Source organism: Aeromonas sp. EU05-FHT14A05, from assembly GCF_058791175.1.
In genome coordinates this window covers 173578-191891 of sequence record NZ_JBYTDH010000004.1, presented here as the reverse complement: position 1 = coordinate 191891, position 18314 = coordinate 173578, and the positions used below count along the sequence as shown (strand labels likewise).

The 18314-nt window shown below is 61.8% G+C and carries 15 protein-coding genes; 11 read left to right on the top strand and 4 right to left on the bottom strand.

Going from position 1 to position 18314, the window contains the following annotated elements:
• Positions 1–57: 57 nt before the first annotated feature.
• From rodA to AC3WR3_RS08010, 8 genes are all read left to right on the top strand, one after another.
• A complete protein-coding gene (rodA, locus tag AC3WR3_RS08045) occupies positions 58–1161 on the top strand; it encodes a rod shape-determining protein RodA (RefSeq protein ID WP_202046508.1) in 1104 nt (367 codons plus the stop codon).
• Positions 1161–2159: a lytic murein transglycosylase B gene (mltB, locus tag AC3WR3_RS08040; protein ID WP_492291596.1), complete on the top strand. Its 999-nt coding sequence runs from the start codon at positions 1161–1163 to the stop codon at positions 2157–2159. The genes rodA and mltB overlap by 1 nt, the downstream gene beginning before the upstream one ends.
• Complete coding sequence (locus AC3WR3_RS08035; RefSeq protein WP_492291595.1) at positions 2101–3033, top strand: septal ring lytic transglycosylase RlpA family protein; 933 nt, start codon at positions 2101–2103, stop codon at positions 3031–3033. Before mltB ends, AC3WR3_RS08035 begins: the two co-directional genes overlap by 59 nt.
• Positions 3034–3214: 181 nt before the next feature.
• Positions 3215–4444, top strand: a complete 1230-nt coding sequence (locus tag AC3WR3_RS08030) for a D-alanyl-D-alanine carboxypeptidase family protein (protein ID WP_005329807.1) — start codon at positions 3215–3217, stop codon at positions 4442–4444.
• Positions 4445–4730: 286 nt separating this feature from the next.
• Positions 4731–4994, top strand: coding sequence for a DUF493 family protein YbeD (gene ybeD / locus AC3WR3_RS08025; RefSeq protein ID WP_005329804.1), 264 nt, complete (start codon positions 4731–4733; stop codon positions 4992–4994).
• An 83-nt stretch (positions 4995–5077) separates the two neighbouring features.
• Positions 5078–5755 carry a lipoyl(octanoyl) transferase LipB gene (lipB, locus tag AC3WR3_RS08020; protein WP_492291594.1) on the top strand — a complete coding sequence of 226 codons (678 nt, stop codon included), beginning with the start codon at positions 5078–5080 and terminating at the stop codon, positions 5753–5755.
• 85 nt (positions 5756–5840) lie between these two features.
• Complete coding sequence (gene lipA, locus AC3WR3_RS08015) at positions 5841–6806, top strand: lipoyl synthase (protein WP_042649627.1); 966 nt, start codon at positions 5841–5843, stop codon at positions 6804–6806.
• A 191-nt stretch (positions 6807–6997) separates the two neighbouring features.
• On the top strand, positions 6998–7504 hold the full coding sequence (locus AC3WR3_RS08010; protein ID WP_492291593.1) for a GNAT family N-acetyltransferase: 507 nt from the start codon (positions 6998–7000) through the stop codon (positions 7502–7504).
• 48 nt (positions 7505–7552) lie between these two features.
• On the opposite strand, the gene nqrE is transcribed toward AC3WR3_RS08010, so the two are convergent.
• From nqrE to AC3WR3_RS07990, 4 genes are all read right to left on the bottom strand, one after another.
• Positions 7553–8152 carry an NADH:ubiquinone reductase (Na(+)-transporting) subunit E gene (nqrE, locus tag AC3WR3_RS08005; RefSeq protein WP_042649628.1) on the bottom strand — a complete coding sequence of 200 codons (600 nt, stop codon included), beginning with the start codon at positions 8150–8152 and terminating at the stop codon, positions 7553–7555.
• A 177-nt stretch (positions 8153–8329) separates the two neighbouring features.
• On the bottom strand, positions 8330–8755 hold the full coding sequence (locus AC3WR3_RS08000) for a hypothetical protein (RefSeq protein ID WP_492291592.1): 426 nt from the start codon (positions 8753–8755) through the stop codon (positions 8330–8332).
• 276 nt (positions 8756–9031) lie between these two features.
• A complete protein-coding gene (recJ, locus tag AC3WR3_RS07995; RefSeq protein ID WP_492291591.1) occupies positions 9032–10762 on the bottom strand; it encodes a single-stranded-DNA-specific exonuclease RecJ in 1731 nt (576 codons plus the stop codon).
• 101 nt (positions 10763–10863) lie between these two features.
• Entirely contained in the window at positions 10864–12213 is a 1350-nt protein-coding gene (locus tag AC3WR3_RS07990) for a sigma-54 dependent transcriptional regulator (protein ID WP_236661630.1), read from the bottom strand.
• 442 nt (positions 12214–12655) lie between these two features.
• Here AC3WR3_RS07990 and AC3WR3_RS07985 point away from each other — a divergent pair, with 442 nt between their 5' ends.
• The 3 genes from AC3WR3_RS07985 (at position 12656) to AC3WR3_RS07975 (ending at position 18249) form a co-directional block, all read left to right on the top strand.
• Complete coding sequence (locus tag AC3WR3_RS07985; RefSeq protein WP_342059483.1) at positions 12656–14356, top strand: hypothetical protein; 1701 nt, start codon at positions 12656–12658, stop codon at positions 14354–14356.
• Positions 14357–14716: 360 nt separating this feature from the next.
• Positions 14717–15124, top strand: coding sequence for a large-conductance mechanosensitive channel protein MscL (gene mscL / locus AC3WR3_RS07980; protein ID WP_139437368.1), 408 nt, complete (start codon positions 14717–14719; stop codon positions 15122–15124).
• Positions 15125–15897: 773 nt separating this feature from the next.
• Positions 15898–18249 carry a hypothetical protein gene (locus AC3WR3_RS07975; protein ID WP_492291590.1) on the top strand — a complete coding sequence of 784 codons (2352 nt, stop codon included), beginning with the start codon at positions 15898–15900 and terminating at the stop codon, positions 18247–18249.
• The last annotated feature ends 65 nt before the right edge of the window (positions 18250–18314 follow it).

Below are 18314 nucleotides of genomic sequence, written 5' to 3'. Positions count from 1 at the left end.
ACGCCCGCCTCTTGCCTCCCCGCCCGAGGCCATCCATGCAGAACGAGGTCTTCTCTCATGAGTAACTCCGCCCGCCAGCAGAGTATCTGGTACAAGCTGCACATCGACCTGCCGCTGCTGCTCGGCCTGCTGGCGCTGATGACCCTCTCCATGGTGGTGCTCTACTCCGCCTCGGGCCAGGACTTTGACTCCATAGTGCGCCAGCTGGTGCGTGGCGGCCTCGCCTTCGGCCTGATGATTGGCCTGGCCCAGCTGCCTCCCTCCCTCTATGCGCGCTGGTCCGTGCCCCTGTTCACCCTGGTGGTGCTGCTGCTCATCGCGGTGGACGTGTTCGGCCATATCGGCAAGGGGGCCCAGCGCTGGCTGGATCTCGGTTTCATGAAGTTCCAGCCTTCCGAGGTGATGAAGCTCTCCATGCCCATCATGGTGGCCGCCTGGCTCAGCCGGCATTCGCTGCCCCCGAAGTTCAGCCATGTGATGATAGCCCTGGTGATGGTGCTGCTGCCCACCCTGCTCATCGCCGCCCAGCCCGATCTCGGCACCTCCATCCTGGTGGCGGCTTCCGGCTTCTTCGTCATCTTCCTGGCGGGGATCAGCTGGTGGCTGATCGGGCTGGCTGCTCTGCTCATCGCCGCCTTTATGCCGGTGCTCTGGTTCTTCCTGATGCACGACTACCAGCGCCAGCGGGTGCTGATGCTGCTGGACCCGGAGAAGGACCCCCTCGGCCGCGGCTACCACATCATCCAGTCCAAGATAGCCATCGGCTCCGGCGGCGTGTTCGGCAAGGGCTGGCTGCAGGGCACCCAGTCCCAGCTGGAGTTTCTGCCCGAGCGCCACACCGACTTTATCTTCGCTGTGTTCAGCGAGGAGTTCGGCCTGGTGGGGGTGGCCCTCTTGCTGGTGATCTACCTCTATATCATCAGCCGCTGCCTCTTCATCTCCATGCAGGCCCAGAACAGCTTCGAGCGCCTGCTCGGCGGCGCCCTGACCCTCACCTTCTTCGTCTATGTGTTCGTCAACATGGGCATGGTGAGCGGCATCCTTCCTGTGGTGGGGGTGCCCCTGCCCCTGGTGAGCTATGGCGGCACCTCCATGGTGACCCTGATGGCGGGCTTCGGCATCCTGATGTCCATCCAGACCCACAGACGACTGCTCGCCTGATGAGAGCTTGCTGGCTGGTGCTCTGCGCCTGTTCGCTCACGGCGGGCGCGAGCGCCTCCCCCGAGCGGCTGAGCCTGCTGGCCGAGCAGCAATCCGTGCCGCTGGCCGAGTTGCAGGCCGCGGCCGCCCAGGCGCGGCTGCGCCAGGAGGTGCTCGACACCATCAGCCGTCCCTGGGAGGCCAAGCCCTGGCATCGCTACCGGCCGCTGTTCGTCACCCCGGAGCGGATCCGGGACGGGGTTGGCTTCTGGCAACGCCACGCCGCCACCCTGGCCAGGGCCGAGCAGCACTACCGGGTACCCGCCTCCCTCATCGTCGCCATCATCGGCATAGAGACCTTCTATGGCCGCCAGATGGGCCGCCATCCGGTGCTCGACAGCCTCTATACCCTGGGGTTCCACTACCCCGCCCGCGAGGAGTTCTTCGCTAAGGAGTTCGCCCAGCTGGTGCTGCTTGCCCGGGAAGAGAAGTGGCCGCTCACCGCTCTCAAGGGCTCCTATGCCGGCGCCATGGGCATGGGCCAGTTCATGCCCTCCAGCTATCGCCACTACGCGGTGGACTTCGATGGCGACGGCAAGCGGGATCTGTTTGCCAACCCGGCGGACGCCATCGGCAGCGTGGCCAACTACTTTGCCGAACACCGCTGGCGCTGGGGGGAGTCAGTGGTGGAACCCGCCTTGATCGGATTGGCGCCTGTAGGTACCCTGCTTGCGCCCGAGCCCGAGCTCAAGCAGCGCTGGGCCGAGCTGGCTGCCGCCGGGATTGAACTCGCCACCCCGCTGGCACCGGACACGCCGGTGAAACTGCTGGCATTGGAGCAGGCCGATGGACCGGAATACTGGGTCGCGCGCCACAATTTTTATGTGATCACCCGCTACAACCGCAGCCCTCTCTATGCGATGGCGGTGCATCAACTCAGTCAAGCCATCCAGGACGCATATGCATTACAGCCACAAACTTCTCCCCCTCACGCTGACCTTGTTGCTGGCCGCCTGTAGCAGCCAACCGGAGCAGGCTCCCCCGCCGCCGGTCCCGGTGCAGCCGGAAAAACCCCAGGTGATCGAGATACCGCAGGCGACCGGCGCCATCCCGCGCCCCGAGCCCATGAGCGAGAGCGGCAACCGGGACTACTGGATCGGCAAGCAGAAGTACGAGGTGTGGCGCGACATCAAGCACTACAGCGAGGAGGGCACCGCCAGCTGGCTGGCCCAGGATCTCGATGGCAACAAGACCGCCAACGGCGACGTGCAGGACAGCACCCTGTTCAGCGCCGCCCACCGCAACCTGCCGCTGCCGAGCTATGTGCGGGTCACCAACCTGGACAACGGACTGGAGACCATAGTGCGGGTCAACGATCGCGGCCCCTTCGGCAGCGAGCGCCTGATCGATCTCTCCCATGCCGCGGCCAAACAGCTGGAGATGGTCGATGGGGGCGAGGCCAGGGTGCGTCTCGAGCTCATCACCGATCAGCCGGATCAGATGGTCGAGATGGTGCCCATGACGCCGATGGTGCCCATGCAACCGGCTGCCCAGGAGGCCGCCTTCCTGGGTGAGGCCCAGCCTGCGGCTGCGGACACAGTCACCCCGGCCAAGGCGGCTCCCGCGGCGGCCGCCACGGCGACCGGCACCCTCTCCACGCCCAAGGCCACCACCGGCCAGGGCAAGATGATCCAGGTGCTGGCCAGCGGCTCCCAACCCAGGGCCGAGGCCATGGGCAAGGTGATGACCCAGCGCTACGGCGTGCCCTACCAGGTGGTGGCCCACGACGCCATCTTCCGGGTGCTGCTGGGACCGGTCGCCGCCGATCAGCAGGCAAGCCTGCTGGAACAGATCCGGCAGGGGGGGCTGGAGCAGGCCTTTATCGTTCCTTGATCGCAACGGAACACAACCTTATCCAGGCGTCACGTCGTTTCCCGGCGTGACGCCGACAACCGATGGATAAAAAACCAGACCAGATGGCACACCGGACTATGACCGACCGGCACATCTGGTATAGTGGAGCCCGCTTTTTTTCAACTTGGGTAATCCCCATCCAGGCACCAGGAATTTCAAGATGTCCAAATTTGCCCGTTCCGTTATTCTGGCCTCCCTGCTAAGCGCGACCGCCCAGGCCAACCAGCCGGTACCGACGCCGGATTCGGCGCTGCCGACTGCCCAGCCGGTCCCCACCCTGAACAGCGCCCCCATGGTGGTGCCTGCCGCGCCGGAGATCTCCGCCAAGGCCCATATTCTGATCGACTACTACTCCGGTCAGGTGCTGGCCGAGCAGAACGCCGAAGAGCGTCTGCCCCCCGCCAGCCTGACCAAGATGATGACCTCCTACATCATCGGCCAGGAGCTGCTGAAGGGGAACATCAAGCGCACCGACATGGTGACCATCAGCCAGAACGCCTGGTCCAAGAACTACTCCGACTCCTCCAAGATGTTCATCGAGGTGGGCAAGCAGGTCTCGGTCGATGATCTCAACAAGGGCATCATCATCCAGTCCGGCAACGACGCCTGCGTCGCCATGGCCGAACACCTGGCGGGCAGCACCGACTCCTTCGCCAGCCTGATGAACTCCTGGGCCGCCAAGCTCGGCATGAACGACAGCCACTTCATGAACCCCCACGGTCTGGATGCGGAAGGTCACTACAGTACCGCCCATGACATGGCCCGTCTGGGTCAGGCGCTGATCCGCGACCTGCCGGAGGAGTACAAGATCTACTCCCAGAAGTCGTTCGTGTTCAACGGCATCACCCAGCACAACCGCAACCGCCTGCTGTGGGATCAGTCCCTGCAAGTGGATGGCATCAAGACCGGCCACGTCAGCCAGGTCGGCTACAACCTGGTCTCCTCCGCCACCAACAACGAGGGCATGCGCCTGATCGCCGTGGTGCTGGGCGCCAGCAGCGAAGGCTCCCGCGCCGCCGAGAGCAAGAAGCTGCTCACCTACGGTTTCCGCTTCTTCCAGAGCCTGACCCCCTACAAGGCGGGTACCGAGCTGGTGACCCAGAAGATCTGGATGGGCGACAAGTCCGAAGTGAAACTGGGCGTCGATCAGGATGTCTCCGTGCTGGTCACCCGTGGCCAGGGCAACAACCTGAAGGCGGACTTCCAGCTCGAGAGCGAGCTGAAGGCCCCGCTGGCCAAGGGTCAGCGCGTCGGTACCGTGTTCCTCAAGCAGGGTGACAAGGAGATCAAGCAGGTTCCGCTGGTCGCCCTGGAAGAGGTGCAGGAAGGTGGCCTGATGAGCCGTCTGTGGGATTACCTGGTGATGCTGGTCGCCAGCTGGTTCAAGTAACCTGCGCACGATCCTGACCAAACAGCGGCGCCAACAGGCGCCGCTGCTGTCTTTACCGCATCATGGCAGTGAATAACCCTGCAATCTGCAGGTTCCGCCGACGCTCCATTTGTGGTAAAAAGCAGCATTCCCACGTCCTGTCGATCTGGCGGGCTTGATCCCGCGCCGGGCAGTGCCCATATAAGATGGAGCCGTGCCCATGGTTGACGCGACTGGCGGCCCGAGTCCCTCGGCCAGACAAGATGCAAGATGAAGTCGTTTCGTGACGACGCTAAAGGTGAGTGAGATGAATACCAAGTTTGATGAGCTGCTGGAGTTCCCCTGCAAGTTCCCGTTCAAGGTGCTTGGCGTGGCCGATCCCGCCCTGCCGGATCAGGTGGTTGAAGTGCTGCAGCAACATGCCCCGGGCACTTACAGCCCGACCGTTCAGCCCAGCACCAAGGGCAACTATCACTCGGTACGAGTGACGGTCACTGCCCAGAGCAAGGAGCACATCGAAGCCATGTACACCGCACTCGGCAAGATCGAGCTGGTTCGCTACGTTCTGTGAGTCGCCTCTCTCGCCCCGCCATCGGGGCGAGCGATTATTTGCCATTCTGTTTTGCCGACGCAAGCGCCAGTCAGTGAGGAAAGATGTCATCACAGATCCCCGCCCAGCCACGGCTGTTAGTCAGACAGCTCGGCCGTCGCCCCTACCAGCCGGTGTGGGACGCCATGAAGGCCTTCACCGACAACCGCACCAGCGAGACCCCCGACGAGTTCTGGGTGGTGGAGCACGATCCCGTCTACACCCAGGGCCAGGCCGGCAAGGCCGAGCATCTGCTCGCCCCCGGTGACATCCCCGTGGTGCAGAGCGATCGCGGCGGCCAGGTGACCTATCACGGTCCCGGCCAGCTGGTGCTCTATGTGCTGGTGGACGTGCGCCGCAGCAAGCTCTCGGTGCGCGAGCTGGTAACCTGCCTGGAAACCGCCATCATCAACACCCTGGCCAGAAGCGACATCCTGGCCTATGCCAAGGCCGATGCTCCCGGCGTCTACGTGAAGAATGACCTTGGCATGGAGGCCAAGCTCGCCTCCCTGGGCCTGAGGATCCGCAAGGGCTGCTCCTTCCACGGACTGGCCCTCAATATCAACATGGACATGACCCCCTTCCTGCGCATCAATCCGTGCGGCTATGCGGGCATGGCCATGACCCAGACCAGCGCCCTGGGCGGCCCGCAGAGCGTGGCCGAGGCGCAATCCATTCTGGTGGCCGAACTGGCCCGCCTGATTGGCTACCAAACGATCATCAATAGCGAAGAAGCCGCATGAGCAACCCCATGCCGTGCAACCATGAGGGCTCAGAGCAGACCCTGATGGCTACCAATCAGACAATAACAAACACCGAGAGTGAATCATGAGCAAACCCGTTCGTATGGAGCCGGGCGTCAAGCTGCGCGATGGCGACAAGATGGCCCTGATCCCGGTGAAATTCATGCCGGATCCCAACGAGGAAGTGCTGCGCAAGCCGGACTGGATGCGGATCAAGCTGCCGCCGTCGAGCCAGAAGATCGAGCACATCAAGAGCACCCTGCGCAAGAACAAGCTGCACTCGGTCTGTGAAGAGGCCTCCTGCCCCAACCTGGCGGAGTGCTTCAACCACGGCACGGCCACCTTCATGATCATGGGCGCCATCTGCACCCGCCGCTGCCCCTTCTGCGACGTTGCCCACGGCCGCCCGCTGGCGCTGGATCCCGAAGAGCCGAAGAAGCTGGCGCTCACCATCAAGGAGATGGGGCTGAAATACGTGGTCATCACCTCGGTGGACCGCGACGATCTGCGGGACGGCGGTGCCCAGCACTTCGCCGACTGCATCAAGCAGATCCGCGAGCACAGCCCCCAGACCCGCATCGAGATCCTGACCCCGGACTTCCGCGGCCGGATGGAGCAGGCGCTGGAAGTGTTCCGCGAGACCCCGCCGGACGTGTTCAACCACAACCTGGAAACCGCCCCGCGCATGTACCGGGTCGCCCGCCCGGGTGCCGACTACAAGTGGTCTTTGGAGCTGCTGCGCCGCATCAAGGAGATGCACCCCCATGTGCCGACCAAGTCCGGCGTCATGATGGGTCTGGGCGAGACCAACGAAGAGATTGTCCAGGTGCTCAAGGACTTGCGCGAGCACGGCGTCAACATGCTGACCCTGGGTCAGTATCTGCAGCCGAGCCGCCACCATCTGCCGGTGAAGCGCTACGTGCCGCCCGCAGAGTTCGATGAGCTCAAGGACGTCGCCATGGATCTCGGCTTCTCCCACGCCGCCTGCGGCCCCTTCGTGCGCTCCTCCTACCACGCGGATCTGCAAGCCAAGGGTGAAGAGGTCAAATGACCTCGCCCGGAAAGAGAGGTCAAATGACCTCCCCCGAAAGAGGGGTCAAATAACCTCTCCTGCTAAAAGAAGAGCGCCCAAGGGCGCTCTTCTTGTTGAACCTGTCTGACTCGACACGCCCGGCCAATCCCTTGGCTAATTCCCGGCGCCGGGGTTAAGGTGACGACTCCCTTTCCTTGAGTGACACTCAGATGCCAACCCCTATCGTTCGGCTGATCCCCATGGATGAGGCGGCGTTCCCCGCCTATCGCGACTACTTCATCGACGACTACGCTCAGGATCTTGCCAGCAATCACGGGCTGATCCTGGCCGATGCCCGCCAACAGGCCGAGGCCTCCTTGCTGCAACACCTGCCCCAAGGGACCGCCACGCCGGGCCAGAGCCTGCTCTGCATCCTCCCTGTGAGTGACAATGTCGGGGGCGCAGTCGCACCGACGACGGCCATCGCCGGCTATCTCTGGCACAGCATCGACAACGCCGCCCACACCACCTTCATCTATGACTTCTACATATTCCCGACCCATCGCGGACTGGGCTATGGCAAGGCCGCCATGGCGGTGCTGGAGGCCGAATTGAAGTGCCTTGGCGTCAGCCAGATCAAGCTGAGGGTCGCCCATGACAACCCCAGGGCCAGGGCGCTCTACGAAGAGATAGGCTTTCACATCACGGGCTACAACATGGCCAAGACGCTGGGTTGATGGCCCCGGTCATCAACCCTCCTCCGTCATGCCATGGCGAGCCGACGCTCACAGCGAGATCCCGGAAAACGACATGAAGCCGAGCGACATCAGCCCCGCCACTATGAAGGTGATGCCGATGCCCCTCAATCCCTCTGGCACGTCCGAATACTTCATCTTCTGGCGCAGGCCGGCGATGGCGACGATGGCCAGCAGCCAGCCGAGCCCGGAGCCAGCCCCATAGACCACGGATTCGATGAAGTCGTAATCCCGCTGCGCCATGAACATCACCCCGCCGAAGATGGCGCAGTGCACCGTCAGCAGCGGCAGGTAGATCCCCAGAGCCTGATGGAGCGCCGGGAAATGCTTGTCCAGCACCATCTCCATCACCTGCACCAGGGCCGCCAGCACGCCTATGTAGATGATGAAATCGAGAAAGCTCAGGTCAAATTCCCCGAGGAAGGTGCTGTCCGGGCGCAGTATATGGCGGTAGATCAGGTTGTTGAGGGGAATGGCGATCACCATGACCACCAGCACCGTCATGCCAAGGCCGAAGGCGGTGTTGATGTTCTTCGACACCGCGAGGAAGGTACACATGCCGAGAAAGAAGGCCAGGGCCAGGTTTTCCACAAAGATCGACTGAATAAACAAATTGACGTAATAGTCCATGAAGGCAGCTCACCACGAGATTGTGCAAAGAGAGAGTCCGCCCCGGCCAGGGGCCAGCGACAGAAACCGGATGACAGTCAGCACGGGCGCGATCGCAGACGACGGGGGTCGGCGGATCAACAAAAAGGGATCAGCGGCAGAGACGCCGTCGGCGTGCGCCCGGCGAGGCGAGCAGCGCTAGTCGCCCTGGCAGAAGCGAAATTGCAGGTGGTGGCAGAGCAGTTGCCGCTGGTGCAGATGACCAAGGCAGGTCGGCCATTGCCTGAGATAGATGAGGGGCAGGAAAAACAGCAGGCCGCAGAGCAGACCGAGGATCTCGTGCTGGAACCAGGCCAGCAGCATCTGGTAGAGATCCGGGTCCCTGGTCCCTTCCAGCCGCCGCCCCGGCTCGACGCTGAGCCGCCACTGGGAGGCGGGAGGCAGGCTGACGCTGTCGGCCAACTCCGATGCGGGAGGCTCGTGCAGCTGCATCGAGGATGTCGATGTCCCCTGGGTCGACAGTGCGGGCGCACCTGGCCCTGCCGCGGCAGAGGCGGCAAGCCACAGCAGGCAGGCGACGGCGATCGCCATCGGCCAGCGCAATGATTGGCCAAGGGGTGGCAAGGGACAGGCTCCTTGAAAAGGCAAGGGGTTGAACGGGGCCAAATATATCACAATTCCCCTTCATATTGAATTTTGGCATCCACTAACCGGAAAAACTCGATACAAACAGCCTGATTTCCCCACAAAGAGGGCATTTAACGCCTCAATGAAAGCCGCGGGGAACGACTCCCATCCTAGACCCTTGGGCCCCATTCTGTGGGGGCATAGCCGCTCCGGCAACAAAAACGGCCACCCCAGGGTGGCCGTTGTCATCGACAGGGTGGAGTCGCCGCCGGCTCAGAGACCGGCGGCCTCCAGATGCTCCACCAGCAGCTGGACGCTGCGGTTGCCGCGCCACTCGTTGACATCGAGCCGGTAGACCAGCCGCACCCGTTTCACCGAGGCATCGGGCCAGCGCTTGAGATCCACCCCGAAGGCGATGGCATCCACCGCATGGCCGGAATCCGTGGTCAGCATCATCTTGAGGTGCTTCTCCCCCACCAGGCGCTGCTGCACCAGCACGAACTCGCCGTCGAACAGCGGCTCGGGGAAGGCCTGACCCCAGGGGCCGGAGGCGCGGATGAGCTCCGCCAGCTCCAGGCTGAGCTCGTCCGGCAGCAGCTCACCGTCGGTGAGCAGCACCCCGGTCAGCAGCTCAGGGGTCACCAGTTCGCCGATCACCGCCTCAAACGCGCGACCGAACGCCTCTATATTGGCCTTGGGCAGGGTCAGCCCGGCCGCCATGGCGTGGCCGCCAAACTTGCCCATCAGGCCAGGATGGCGGGTATCGAGCAGCTCGAGGGCATCGCGCAGGTGTACCCCGGGGATGGAGCGGCCCGAGCCCTTGAGCTCGGTGTCGCTACTCTCGGCAAAGGCGATCACGGGTCTGTAGTACTTCTCCTTGATCTTGGAGGCCACCAGCCCCACCACCCCCTGATGCCACTCGTCCCTGTGCAGCACTATGCCGGAGGGGACTTCACCATCACGAAAACGGATCTGCTCCAGGGTGGCGAGAGCCTCCTGCTGCATCCCCTGCTCTATCTCCTTGCGCTCCTGGTTGAGGCTGTCCATCTCGGCCGCAAGCTGGCGCGCCAGGTTGATGTCATCGCTGAGCAGACAGGCGACCCCGAGGGACATGTCATCCAGACGACCCACCGCATTGAGGCGGGGCCCCAGGGCAAAGCCGAGATCGGCGGCGCACAGGCGGCGGCCGTCGCGGCCGGAGACATCCACCAGCGCCTGGATGCCGGGGCGGCAGCGACCGGCCCGGATCCGCTGCAAGCCCTGATGCACCAGGATGCGGTTGTTGCCATCCAGCGCCACCACGTCGGCGACGGTGCCAAGCGCCACCAGATCCAGATAGTCCGCCACGTTGGGGGCGCGAATGCCCTGGCGCTCGTACCAGCCGCGCTGGCGCAGGTGGGTGTTGAGGGCCGCCATCAGATAGAAGGCCACCCCGACCCCGGCCAGGGACTTGGAGGGGAAGTCGCAACCACGCTGGTTGGGGTTCACTATCGCATCGGCATCAGGCAGATCCTGGCCCGGCAGGTGGTGATCGGTAACCAGTACCCGCATCCCGGCCGCCTTGGCCGCCGCCACCCCGGCAATGCTGGAGATGCCGTTGTCCACCGTGATGAGAAACTCGGCGCCCCTGGCCACCGCCAGCTCGACGATTTCGGGGGTGAGGCCGTAGCCGAACTCGAAGCGGTTGGGCACCAGAAAATCGATGTGGCGTCCCCCCATGGCCCGCAGGGCCAGCACGCACAGGGCCGAGCTGGTAGCGCCATCGCAGTCGAAGTCGCCGACGATGAGGATGCGCTGCTGCGCCGTCAGGGCATCCGCCAGCAGGGGCACCGCCTGCTCCATGCCGAACAGGCGCTGGGGCGGCAGCAGCTGGCTGGCGCTGCGCTCCAGCAGGGCGGGATCTTCCACCCCACGGCTGGCGAAGATTTGGCGAAGCAGGGGGTGCAGGGTATCTGGCAGGTGAGCGTCATCCACTCGGGGACGACGACGGATTTGCAGGGGCATGGTGTCAATCCTGTCTTCTAATACGGTGAGCCGATGGCAAGGCGGTATGATACACGCCTCAGGCGAGCAGAGAACAGCGGCAGGTCGGCTTGGGAGAGACGCTAGGAAATCAGGGCCTCGGGAGGAGGAGGAGGTGCAGAGCGCTCCAGCACCCGGTAGAGGGTGAGCCTGGAGATCCCGAGGTGCCGGGCGGCCTCGGTCACATTGTTGCCACAGAGCACCAAAGCCCGGCGCACGGCCTCGCACTCCGCCTCGGCCCTGACCAGGTTAAGGGGACGAATGGCGCCTTCTACCAGCGGCAGGGCCAGCCCCAGATCCTGGTGATCGATACGGCACCCTTCACACAGGACCAGCGCTCGCTCCAACCGGTTCTTGAGCTCCCGCACATTGCCAGGCCAGTGATACTTCATCATCTGGTGCATGGCGCTGGCAGTGAAGCCATTCACCTTGGGATTCAAGGTGCTACCCAGCTTGTTCAGGAAATACTGGGCAAGCAAGATGATATCCTCCCCCCGTTCACGCAGGGGAGGCAGCGCCAAGTCCAGCACACAGAGACGGTAGAAGAGATCGGAACGAAAATTGCCCTGCGCCATCTCCTGATCCAGCACCCTGTTTGTCGCGGCTATCACCCGGATATCCACCTCGATAGGCTCAACGCCACCGACTCTCACTATGGTGCGTTCCTGCAAGAATCTCAGCAGGTTGACCTGCATCGGCAATGGGAGGTCCCCTATCTCATCGAGAAACAGGACACCGTGATGGGCCCGCTCCACGCAGCCGATGTGACGACGCCAGGCATCGGTGAAGGCGCCCTTTTCATGACCAAACAGTTCTGACTGGATCAGGGTGGGTGGAATGGCGCCGCAGTTGACGGCGACGAAGGGGCCATCCGCCCGCTGAGAGTGCCGATGGATCAGCCGGGCAACCAGCTCTTTGCCCGTGCCGCTCTCCCCTTGCAATATCACCGACGAATCAGCCTTCGCCAGTCGCTCGACCCGATTCATCATTTGCCGCATGACGGGGCTGGTACCGATAATCCCCCCCTCCTCCTTGCCACGATCGCAGGGGCGATGAGCCCCCCTCCTCAAGCAGGCGATGCCAAACGCATGCCCCAGCACAGCCAGCAGACGATCATCCTCTACCGGCAGGCTGTGATAGTCGAAACAGTAGTTCAGGAGCAGCTCTTGTATCCTGGGCAAGGCCAGCAGATGAGGGGGAGCGAGTGCGACCCAGATCATGGTGCTGCATGTCTGACGAAACAGGGTCTCCACCGCCTCGGCGGCATCTTCGCTCAACAGCACCAGACCGACTCTGGGCGCCTGTTGTGCGTAGTGGCTGAACGCTTCCTGAGGCGATGAGGCCGAACAAAAACGCCACCCCAGTGACGATGCATGTGACGGAGGGCGCCATACCTCGCTCGTGTTGACACACAGTAGCGTACGAATCTCCATCAACAACACTCCACAACTCTGCGGCCAAACAATGTGCAAAGTATTGGATAGATGGCCTACATGTGCCACTTATGAAACAAGGATAAAAACGAACTCAAATGGACCGTAAAAAGACAATAAAACAAATTAAAACAAAAACTTGATTAGATATTGATATTGCTTTGTCAGCCCAGCAAGGCAACCGCTATACCCTCTTTGTTTCGCCTCGGGAACAGTGCCAAAAAGCCCCCTTTCAATGTGAAGCCTGCTCAGACACCGATAATTCATCAATTTCTGTCTCCTTCGGTTAACAACGCCCTCACCCCATTTCATCGAAATAATTATTTTTTTATTTACTTTCAAATGCTTATCCATATGGAACGAAGTCTGCATTCATGCAGCGCCTCCGGCTGTGCAAGTAGAACCGGACGACAAGGACAACAACAAGCAGAAGGAATGCAACATGGATACCCGAGCAATGTCTCTCTGGCCGCGCTGTTTGCAGAATGGCCTAACACTCACGGCCCTGACCCTGCTGCTGGCGCTCAGTGCGCCGGCACTGGCCGCCACGGCGGAATCACCCTTCGAGCTGGATGCCAATCCACAGGACAACATCGACACAGGCGCCGTCATGAGCGATGACTGGGACACCCCACCAGACACCGGAGGGGCCACCAAATTCACCGGCATCATCCAGGACACAGCCCCAAGGAGCATCTTTGGCGGGGGGGATAAAGACATACTGGATATCGATAAATGGAGCTGGAGCGATGGCTCTGTGCCCGACAAGGATGACCTGACCCACGCCTATGCCGCCGCATACAACGAGAATAACGACCTGTTGCTCTACTTCGGCGCCGACAGGATCTCCAATGTAGGTGATGCCTTCATGGGGTTCTGGTTCTTCAAACAGAAGGTCACCGCCCTGCCCAACGGCAAATTCAGCGGCAAGCACACAGTGGGGGATACCCTGGTGCTCATCAACTTCCCGCAGGCAAACAACGCGGTTCCCTATCTGGCCGTGGTGACCTGGGATCCGACCTGCAGCAAGGCGACCAACAACAACCCGCAGCCGGGACAATGTGCCGCCGCCAATCTGCGACTCAAGCTGCAGGGCTCGGGTGCCAACGACGTCGTCTGTGCCAGCCAGGGCGGTGCCAACCTGGCCTGTGCCCTGACCAACACGGGCAATGTCCCCGTCCCCGCCAGCACGCTGGCAAACGGTGTCGGCGGCCTGTGGAGCGATTACACCCCCAAGAGCGGTACCCAGGGCACCTTCCCCTTCGAGAGCTTCTTCGAGGGTGGGATCAACCTTAGCCAGATCGTCGGCGGCAGTGACGGCTGTTTCAGCAGCTTCATGGCCGAGACCCGCTCCTCCAGCTCCTTCACGGCCGCATTGAAGGACTTCGTGCTGGATAACTTCGAGCTGTGCAAGGTCGAGATCACCAAGGTCTGTACCGGCGGTGACCTCAACGAGACCGAGACCGGCTTTACCTTCAGCTTCGAAGGCGTCGTCACCAACGGAGGCTTTGGCACCATCTATGACGTCGTCGTCACCGACGATAACGGTACCCCGGCAGATACCAGCGATGACTTCATCGTCGCGAACTTCGATTCCATACCCAAGGGGGGAATGGAAGACTACAGCGGCAGCTTTGGCGCCGCCGGTAACGGGCCGACCAACGGTGTCAGTGTCAAGGCCGCCTCCAGCGATGGCGGGCTGCAGACGATCACCGCATCCGCCACGGCAGCCTGCCCCACAGTCCAACGAGAACCCGGGATCAGTGTCACCAAGGCCTGTAGCACCAAGGTCATCGATGAGGGTAGCCAGCTGGTGATCAGGGTCGACTACAGCGGCCAGGTCTGCAACACCACAGGGGTGGGCCTCATACCGCCGCTGAACCTGAGTGGCGTGACCGTCACCGACGACCCCAGCGGCAATGTGCACAACATAGGCACGCTGAACGCGGCGGACTGCAAGGACTATTCGGGCTCCTACACGCCGAGTAGTGCAGGGTCGGAAAACCCGGGCTCCATCTCCTTCAGCGACACTGTCACGGCCACAGGGACTGCGCCCCTGGGCTTTGGCACCGCGACCGACATGGCAACGGCTACCTGCCCGCTCTGTCCGGCTTGTCCAGATTGCCCCACTCCAGGGGAGTAACAGGGTTTAATCAGGGTTAAACCACAAGGGCCATGGTGAAGACCATGGCCCTTTTCATGGCGCCGACCAGGCATCACAAGCATCCTGAGCCCAGGATGCTGCCCAGACAGCCCGACCATCTCCCCACAACATGCACAGGCGCTCCCCGATCACATTGCCCACCGTCTGCCTAGTTATCGATGAGTTAATAGTACCGGATGTAAAAATTTCTCATTCATACAGGTTGCCAATCGGGCTTGAGCCCCGCAAGCTAATCAGGACGACGGGAGACATCATGGTCATCCCTCTGTTTTATTGATGTTTTATTATCCAGATTCGACGTGCGGCCTGACCTCACGCCGTCCATTTTTAGGGGGAAAAATGAGTCTGATTCAAGAGTTCAAGGCCTTTGCGGCCAGAGGCAACGTCATCGACATGGCGGTCGGTATCATCATAGGTGCCGCCTTCGGCAAGATAGTCTCCTCCTTCGTGGGTGACGTCATCATGCCGCCCATCGGCCTCATCCTGGGGGGGGTGGACTTCAGCGATCTGGCTGTCACCCTGAAGGCCGCCGAAGGTGACATCCCTGCCGTGGTCATCGCCTACGGCAAGTTCATCCAGACCATCATCGACTTCCTGATCATCTCCTTCGCCATCTTCATGGGGCTCAAGGCCATCAACACCCTGAAGAAGAAGCAGGAAGAGGCCGCCGCCCCGGCCGGCCCCACCAAGGATCAGGAGTTGCTGACCGAAATCCGCGATTTGCTGAAATCCCAGCAGGGCAAATAAGCCGCTAGCCCGGAGGCGTCGCCTGCGTGCATGCCTGACACCATCCGATGGCAAGAGGGGGGCCCTGTGCCTCCCTCGTGTTTAAGCCCAGAGGAGGCCCCCCTGGCTCAAGCCTTGCCTCAACCCCGGCTTTCTCTCGCACTCCCCCCACCTCGGCACCCTGCGTTCAAAGTGCAAGACCCTGCCATGAATTCAATGCAGTGACTGGTGGCAAACCGTCAAGGCGATGGGATTGTCTCAGCCTTGATACAGTGGCCGAATCCGACACTCGTGCTCCCGGCGACAATGTCCAAGGGGTCGTCACTCTGCATGCAGCGACCCTAGCCGCCTTGGCGGCCCACCCACTCTCCTCGCCCCGAGGGACAGTCCCACAATCCGAGGGGTTGACGAGCCCTCACTCGGAGCGCCCCTGTTCCATCGCTGTTACAGGGGGAAATAAATAAAAAAGCATTACTTATCAATCAACTACCCTCTCAGTACCGCCTGACACCCCCATCCATCGTTACAACTTGGTCGACACCTTCCCGCGATTGCTGCTGAAAAAAACCATTAATTCCTTTTTGCTCAATCACTTATCTATTTGGTGCATTCCTTGCTGCAGGGGTGCTGTCTATCGATGCCCACTCCACAGGACTATGCCCGATCCCCCGTCTCGTTCACAGGAGATCGGGCCTCTGCGTGGTCACGTCCGGGCCTGGGACATCACTCGGTTCAGGCAGTCGCAGCCGAGTGACATGGAACCAAGAACCACAAGATAGGAAGAGGGAAATGCTATGAAACCAAGTCAGCGCAATCGCCTGCTCAGATCCCTGACGGTCCCCTTCGGGATCCTCATGCTGGGGGGGCTCAGCCTCACCCCAGCCTGGGCCGGCATCTTTCCGGGCCTGCAACAAGAGGCCTGTATGGCAGACGCCTATATTGCCAAGGGTGGCTCACTCGCGGGCGGCAGCCTCAACTGTACGGCCAAGGACATCGAGGTCTCCAAAGTGGTGCCGGTGAATCCGAACCAGGAGTGCACCAACGGCCAGGTGTTCACCTTCAATGCAGACGTGACCATCAAGACCAACGCCAGCGAGCGTTATGACACCACCTTCTACCTGCCGAGAACGTCCCAGAGCCCGCAGGTGGTGCAGGGAGGCGCAAGAAACTGCAGCCTGGTACTGCCCAAGGCGAGCGACGCCGGGGAGAATGGCCAGGTCGCCTATGTGAATCTGGAGCCGAAACTGAAGGCGACCGATTTTCTGGATACCTGCGGTGATATCACCAAGGCCAACGGCACCGATCAATACACGCTCTTCAACCAGCCCATCACCATGCTCTGTCAGCCCAGCCCCACGGATCCCAACAAGGCCCTGTTCACCTATTGCGCGGCCTGGGACATCCAAAAGAGCCTGAGTTGCAGCGAGAGCACAGTGCCTCCCGGCGCCGTGCCCGCCACCAAGTCCAAGTGCAACTGCGACAGCTTCGCCATCAATGTCTTCATCAGGCCTGAGCCGCCCACCATCACCAAGACGGTCGAGCCGACCAGCCTGCCCGAACCGGGTGGCGTGTTCACCTACAGCCTGAGCTTTACCAACTCGAGTGCCGCCTCTCTCTATATCGCCAGCCTGAAGGATGAAATAGACGTAGGCGGAGATGGCTCCTACGACAAGAGCGTGGACCTGTGGGGATCCACCGAGAGCGTGGGGACCGCGGACGGCATCTACCTGCTCAGCAGCACCTGCGCGAAACCCGCTGCGGGCTCGACGACGAAGGAGGTACTGCCCAGCGCCACCTACAGTTGCGAGTTCACCCTGCATATCAAGGATCGCGATCTGCCCAACGATCAGAGTCCCGAGAAATACGTCGACAACATAGTGGCCCTGTTCAAGGACAAGAACGGTGGCACTGTCGGCGACGGCAGCACCTGCCCGGCCGGCTTCCAGTCTGCGGGCAACAACTGCAGCGGGGCCAAGATGGTCGAGATCACCAATCTCCCGCCGACCATCGCGGTTGAGAAGACCCCCTCCGTTGACGAGGTGCTGGAGCCGGGGGCCAATGTGACCTACACCGTCAGGGTCACCAATACCGCGGGCGATCACGACAATCCGCTCACCCTGACCAGTCTGGTGGACGACATGTTCGGCGATCTGGATGGGCAGGGCACCTGCGATCTGGGCAGCGGGGTGACCCTGTCCAAGGGCACGCCTTTCGAATGCAGCTTCACCGAGTTTGTGGGGGGGAATGCCGGCGATGTGCACACCAACAAGGTGACTGCCAAGGCCCTGGACAACGAAGGGGATGAGGCAACGGGGGATGACAGCGCCACCATCAACATCAATGACGTGGCGTCGACCATCACGCTGCAAAAGGATGCCGTTCCCGTCAGTGTGCCCGAGACCGGCGACTCCGATGAGAAGCGTTCGGTGGCCTATACCTTTACCTTCTCCGTCGATGCTGGCGGCGTAGACAAGGTCACCTTCAGTACCCTGGAGGACGACAAGTTCGGCAGTTTGACCAGTCTGTGCATGGTGGACAAGAAGAACGGCGCACCGCTCGTGCCCGCCGTGGCCTTGACCGGCTTCGTGCTGAACCCGGGCCAGAACGCCAGTTGCACCATATCCAAGGATCTGCAGGGAAATGGAGGTGACAGCCACACCAACATTGCCACCATCAGTGGCACGGACGAGGACAATCAATCCGTGACCGACAGCGATGATGCCACGGTGGAGTTCACCGATGTCCTCCCCGACATCAGCAAGCTCTTTGCCCTCAAGGCCGCCGGCTTTGTCCGCATCAGCAACAACGGGGTAGACACCCTGACCGTCACCGCCTTGACCTTCAAGGGGGTCGATGTGGCGGATGGGAGCGGGATCCCGGGCAGCTTCACCCTCTACGATGAGCCTGGGGTGAGTACTCATGAGGCCGGCTTCGGACCCTTCTCACTCTGCACCACGGGCGGGACCATACTGCCCGGCGGGCACTATGATTGCGCCTTCGTGCTGGAGCTTGAACCCGGCCTCGCCGATCTCGGCAACATCAACCTGCAGGCGATCAATCCGGACCCCCTGGTGGTCACGCTGAAGGATGATGAAGACAACCAGGTCAAGGCCGAGGTGGAGGTCAGCATCCAAACAGTGGAATGATGAGTCTGTGAAAGAGGCCAAGCAGGTTGGCCACTCCGGGGGCGAGGCGCAAGCCATCGCCCCCT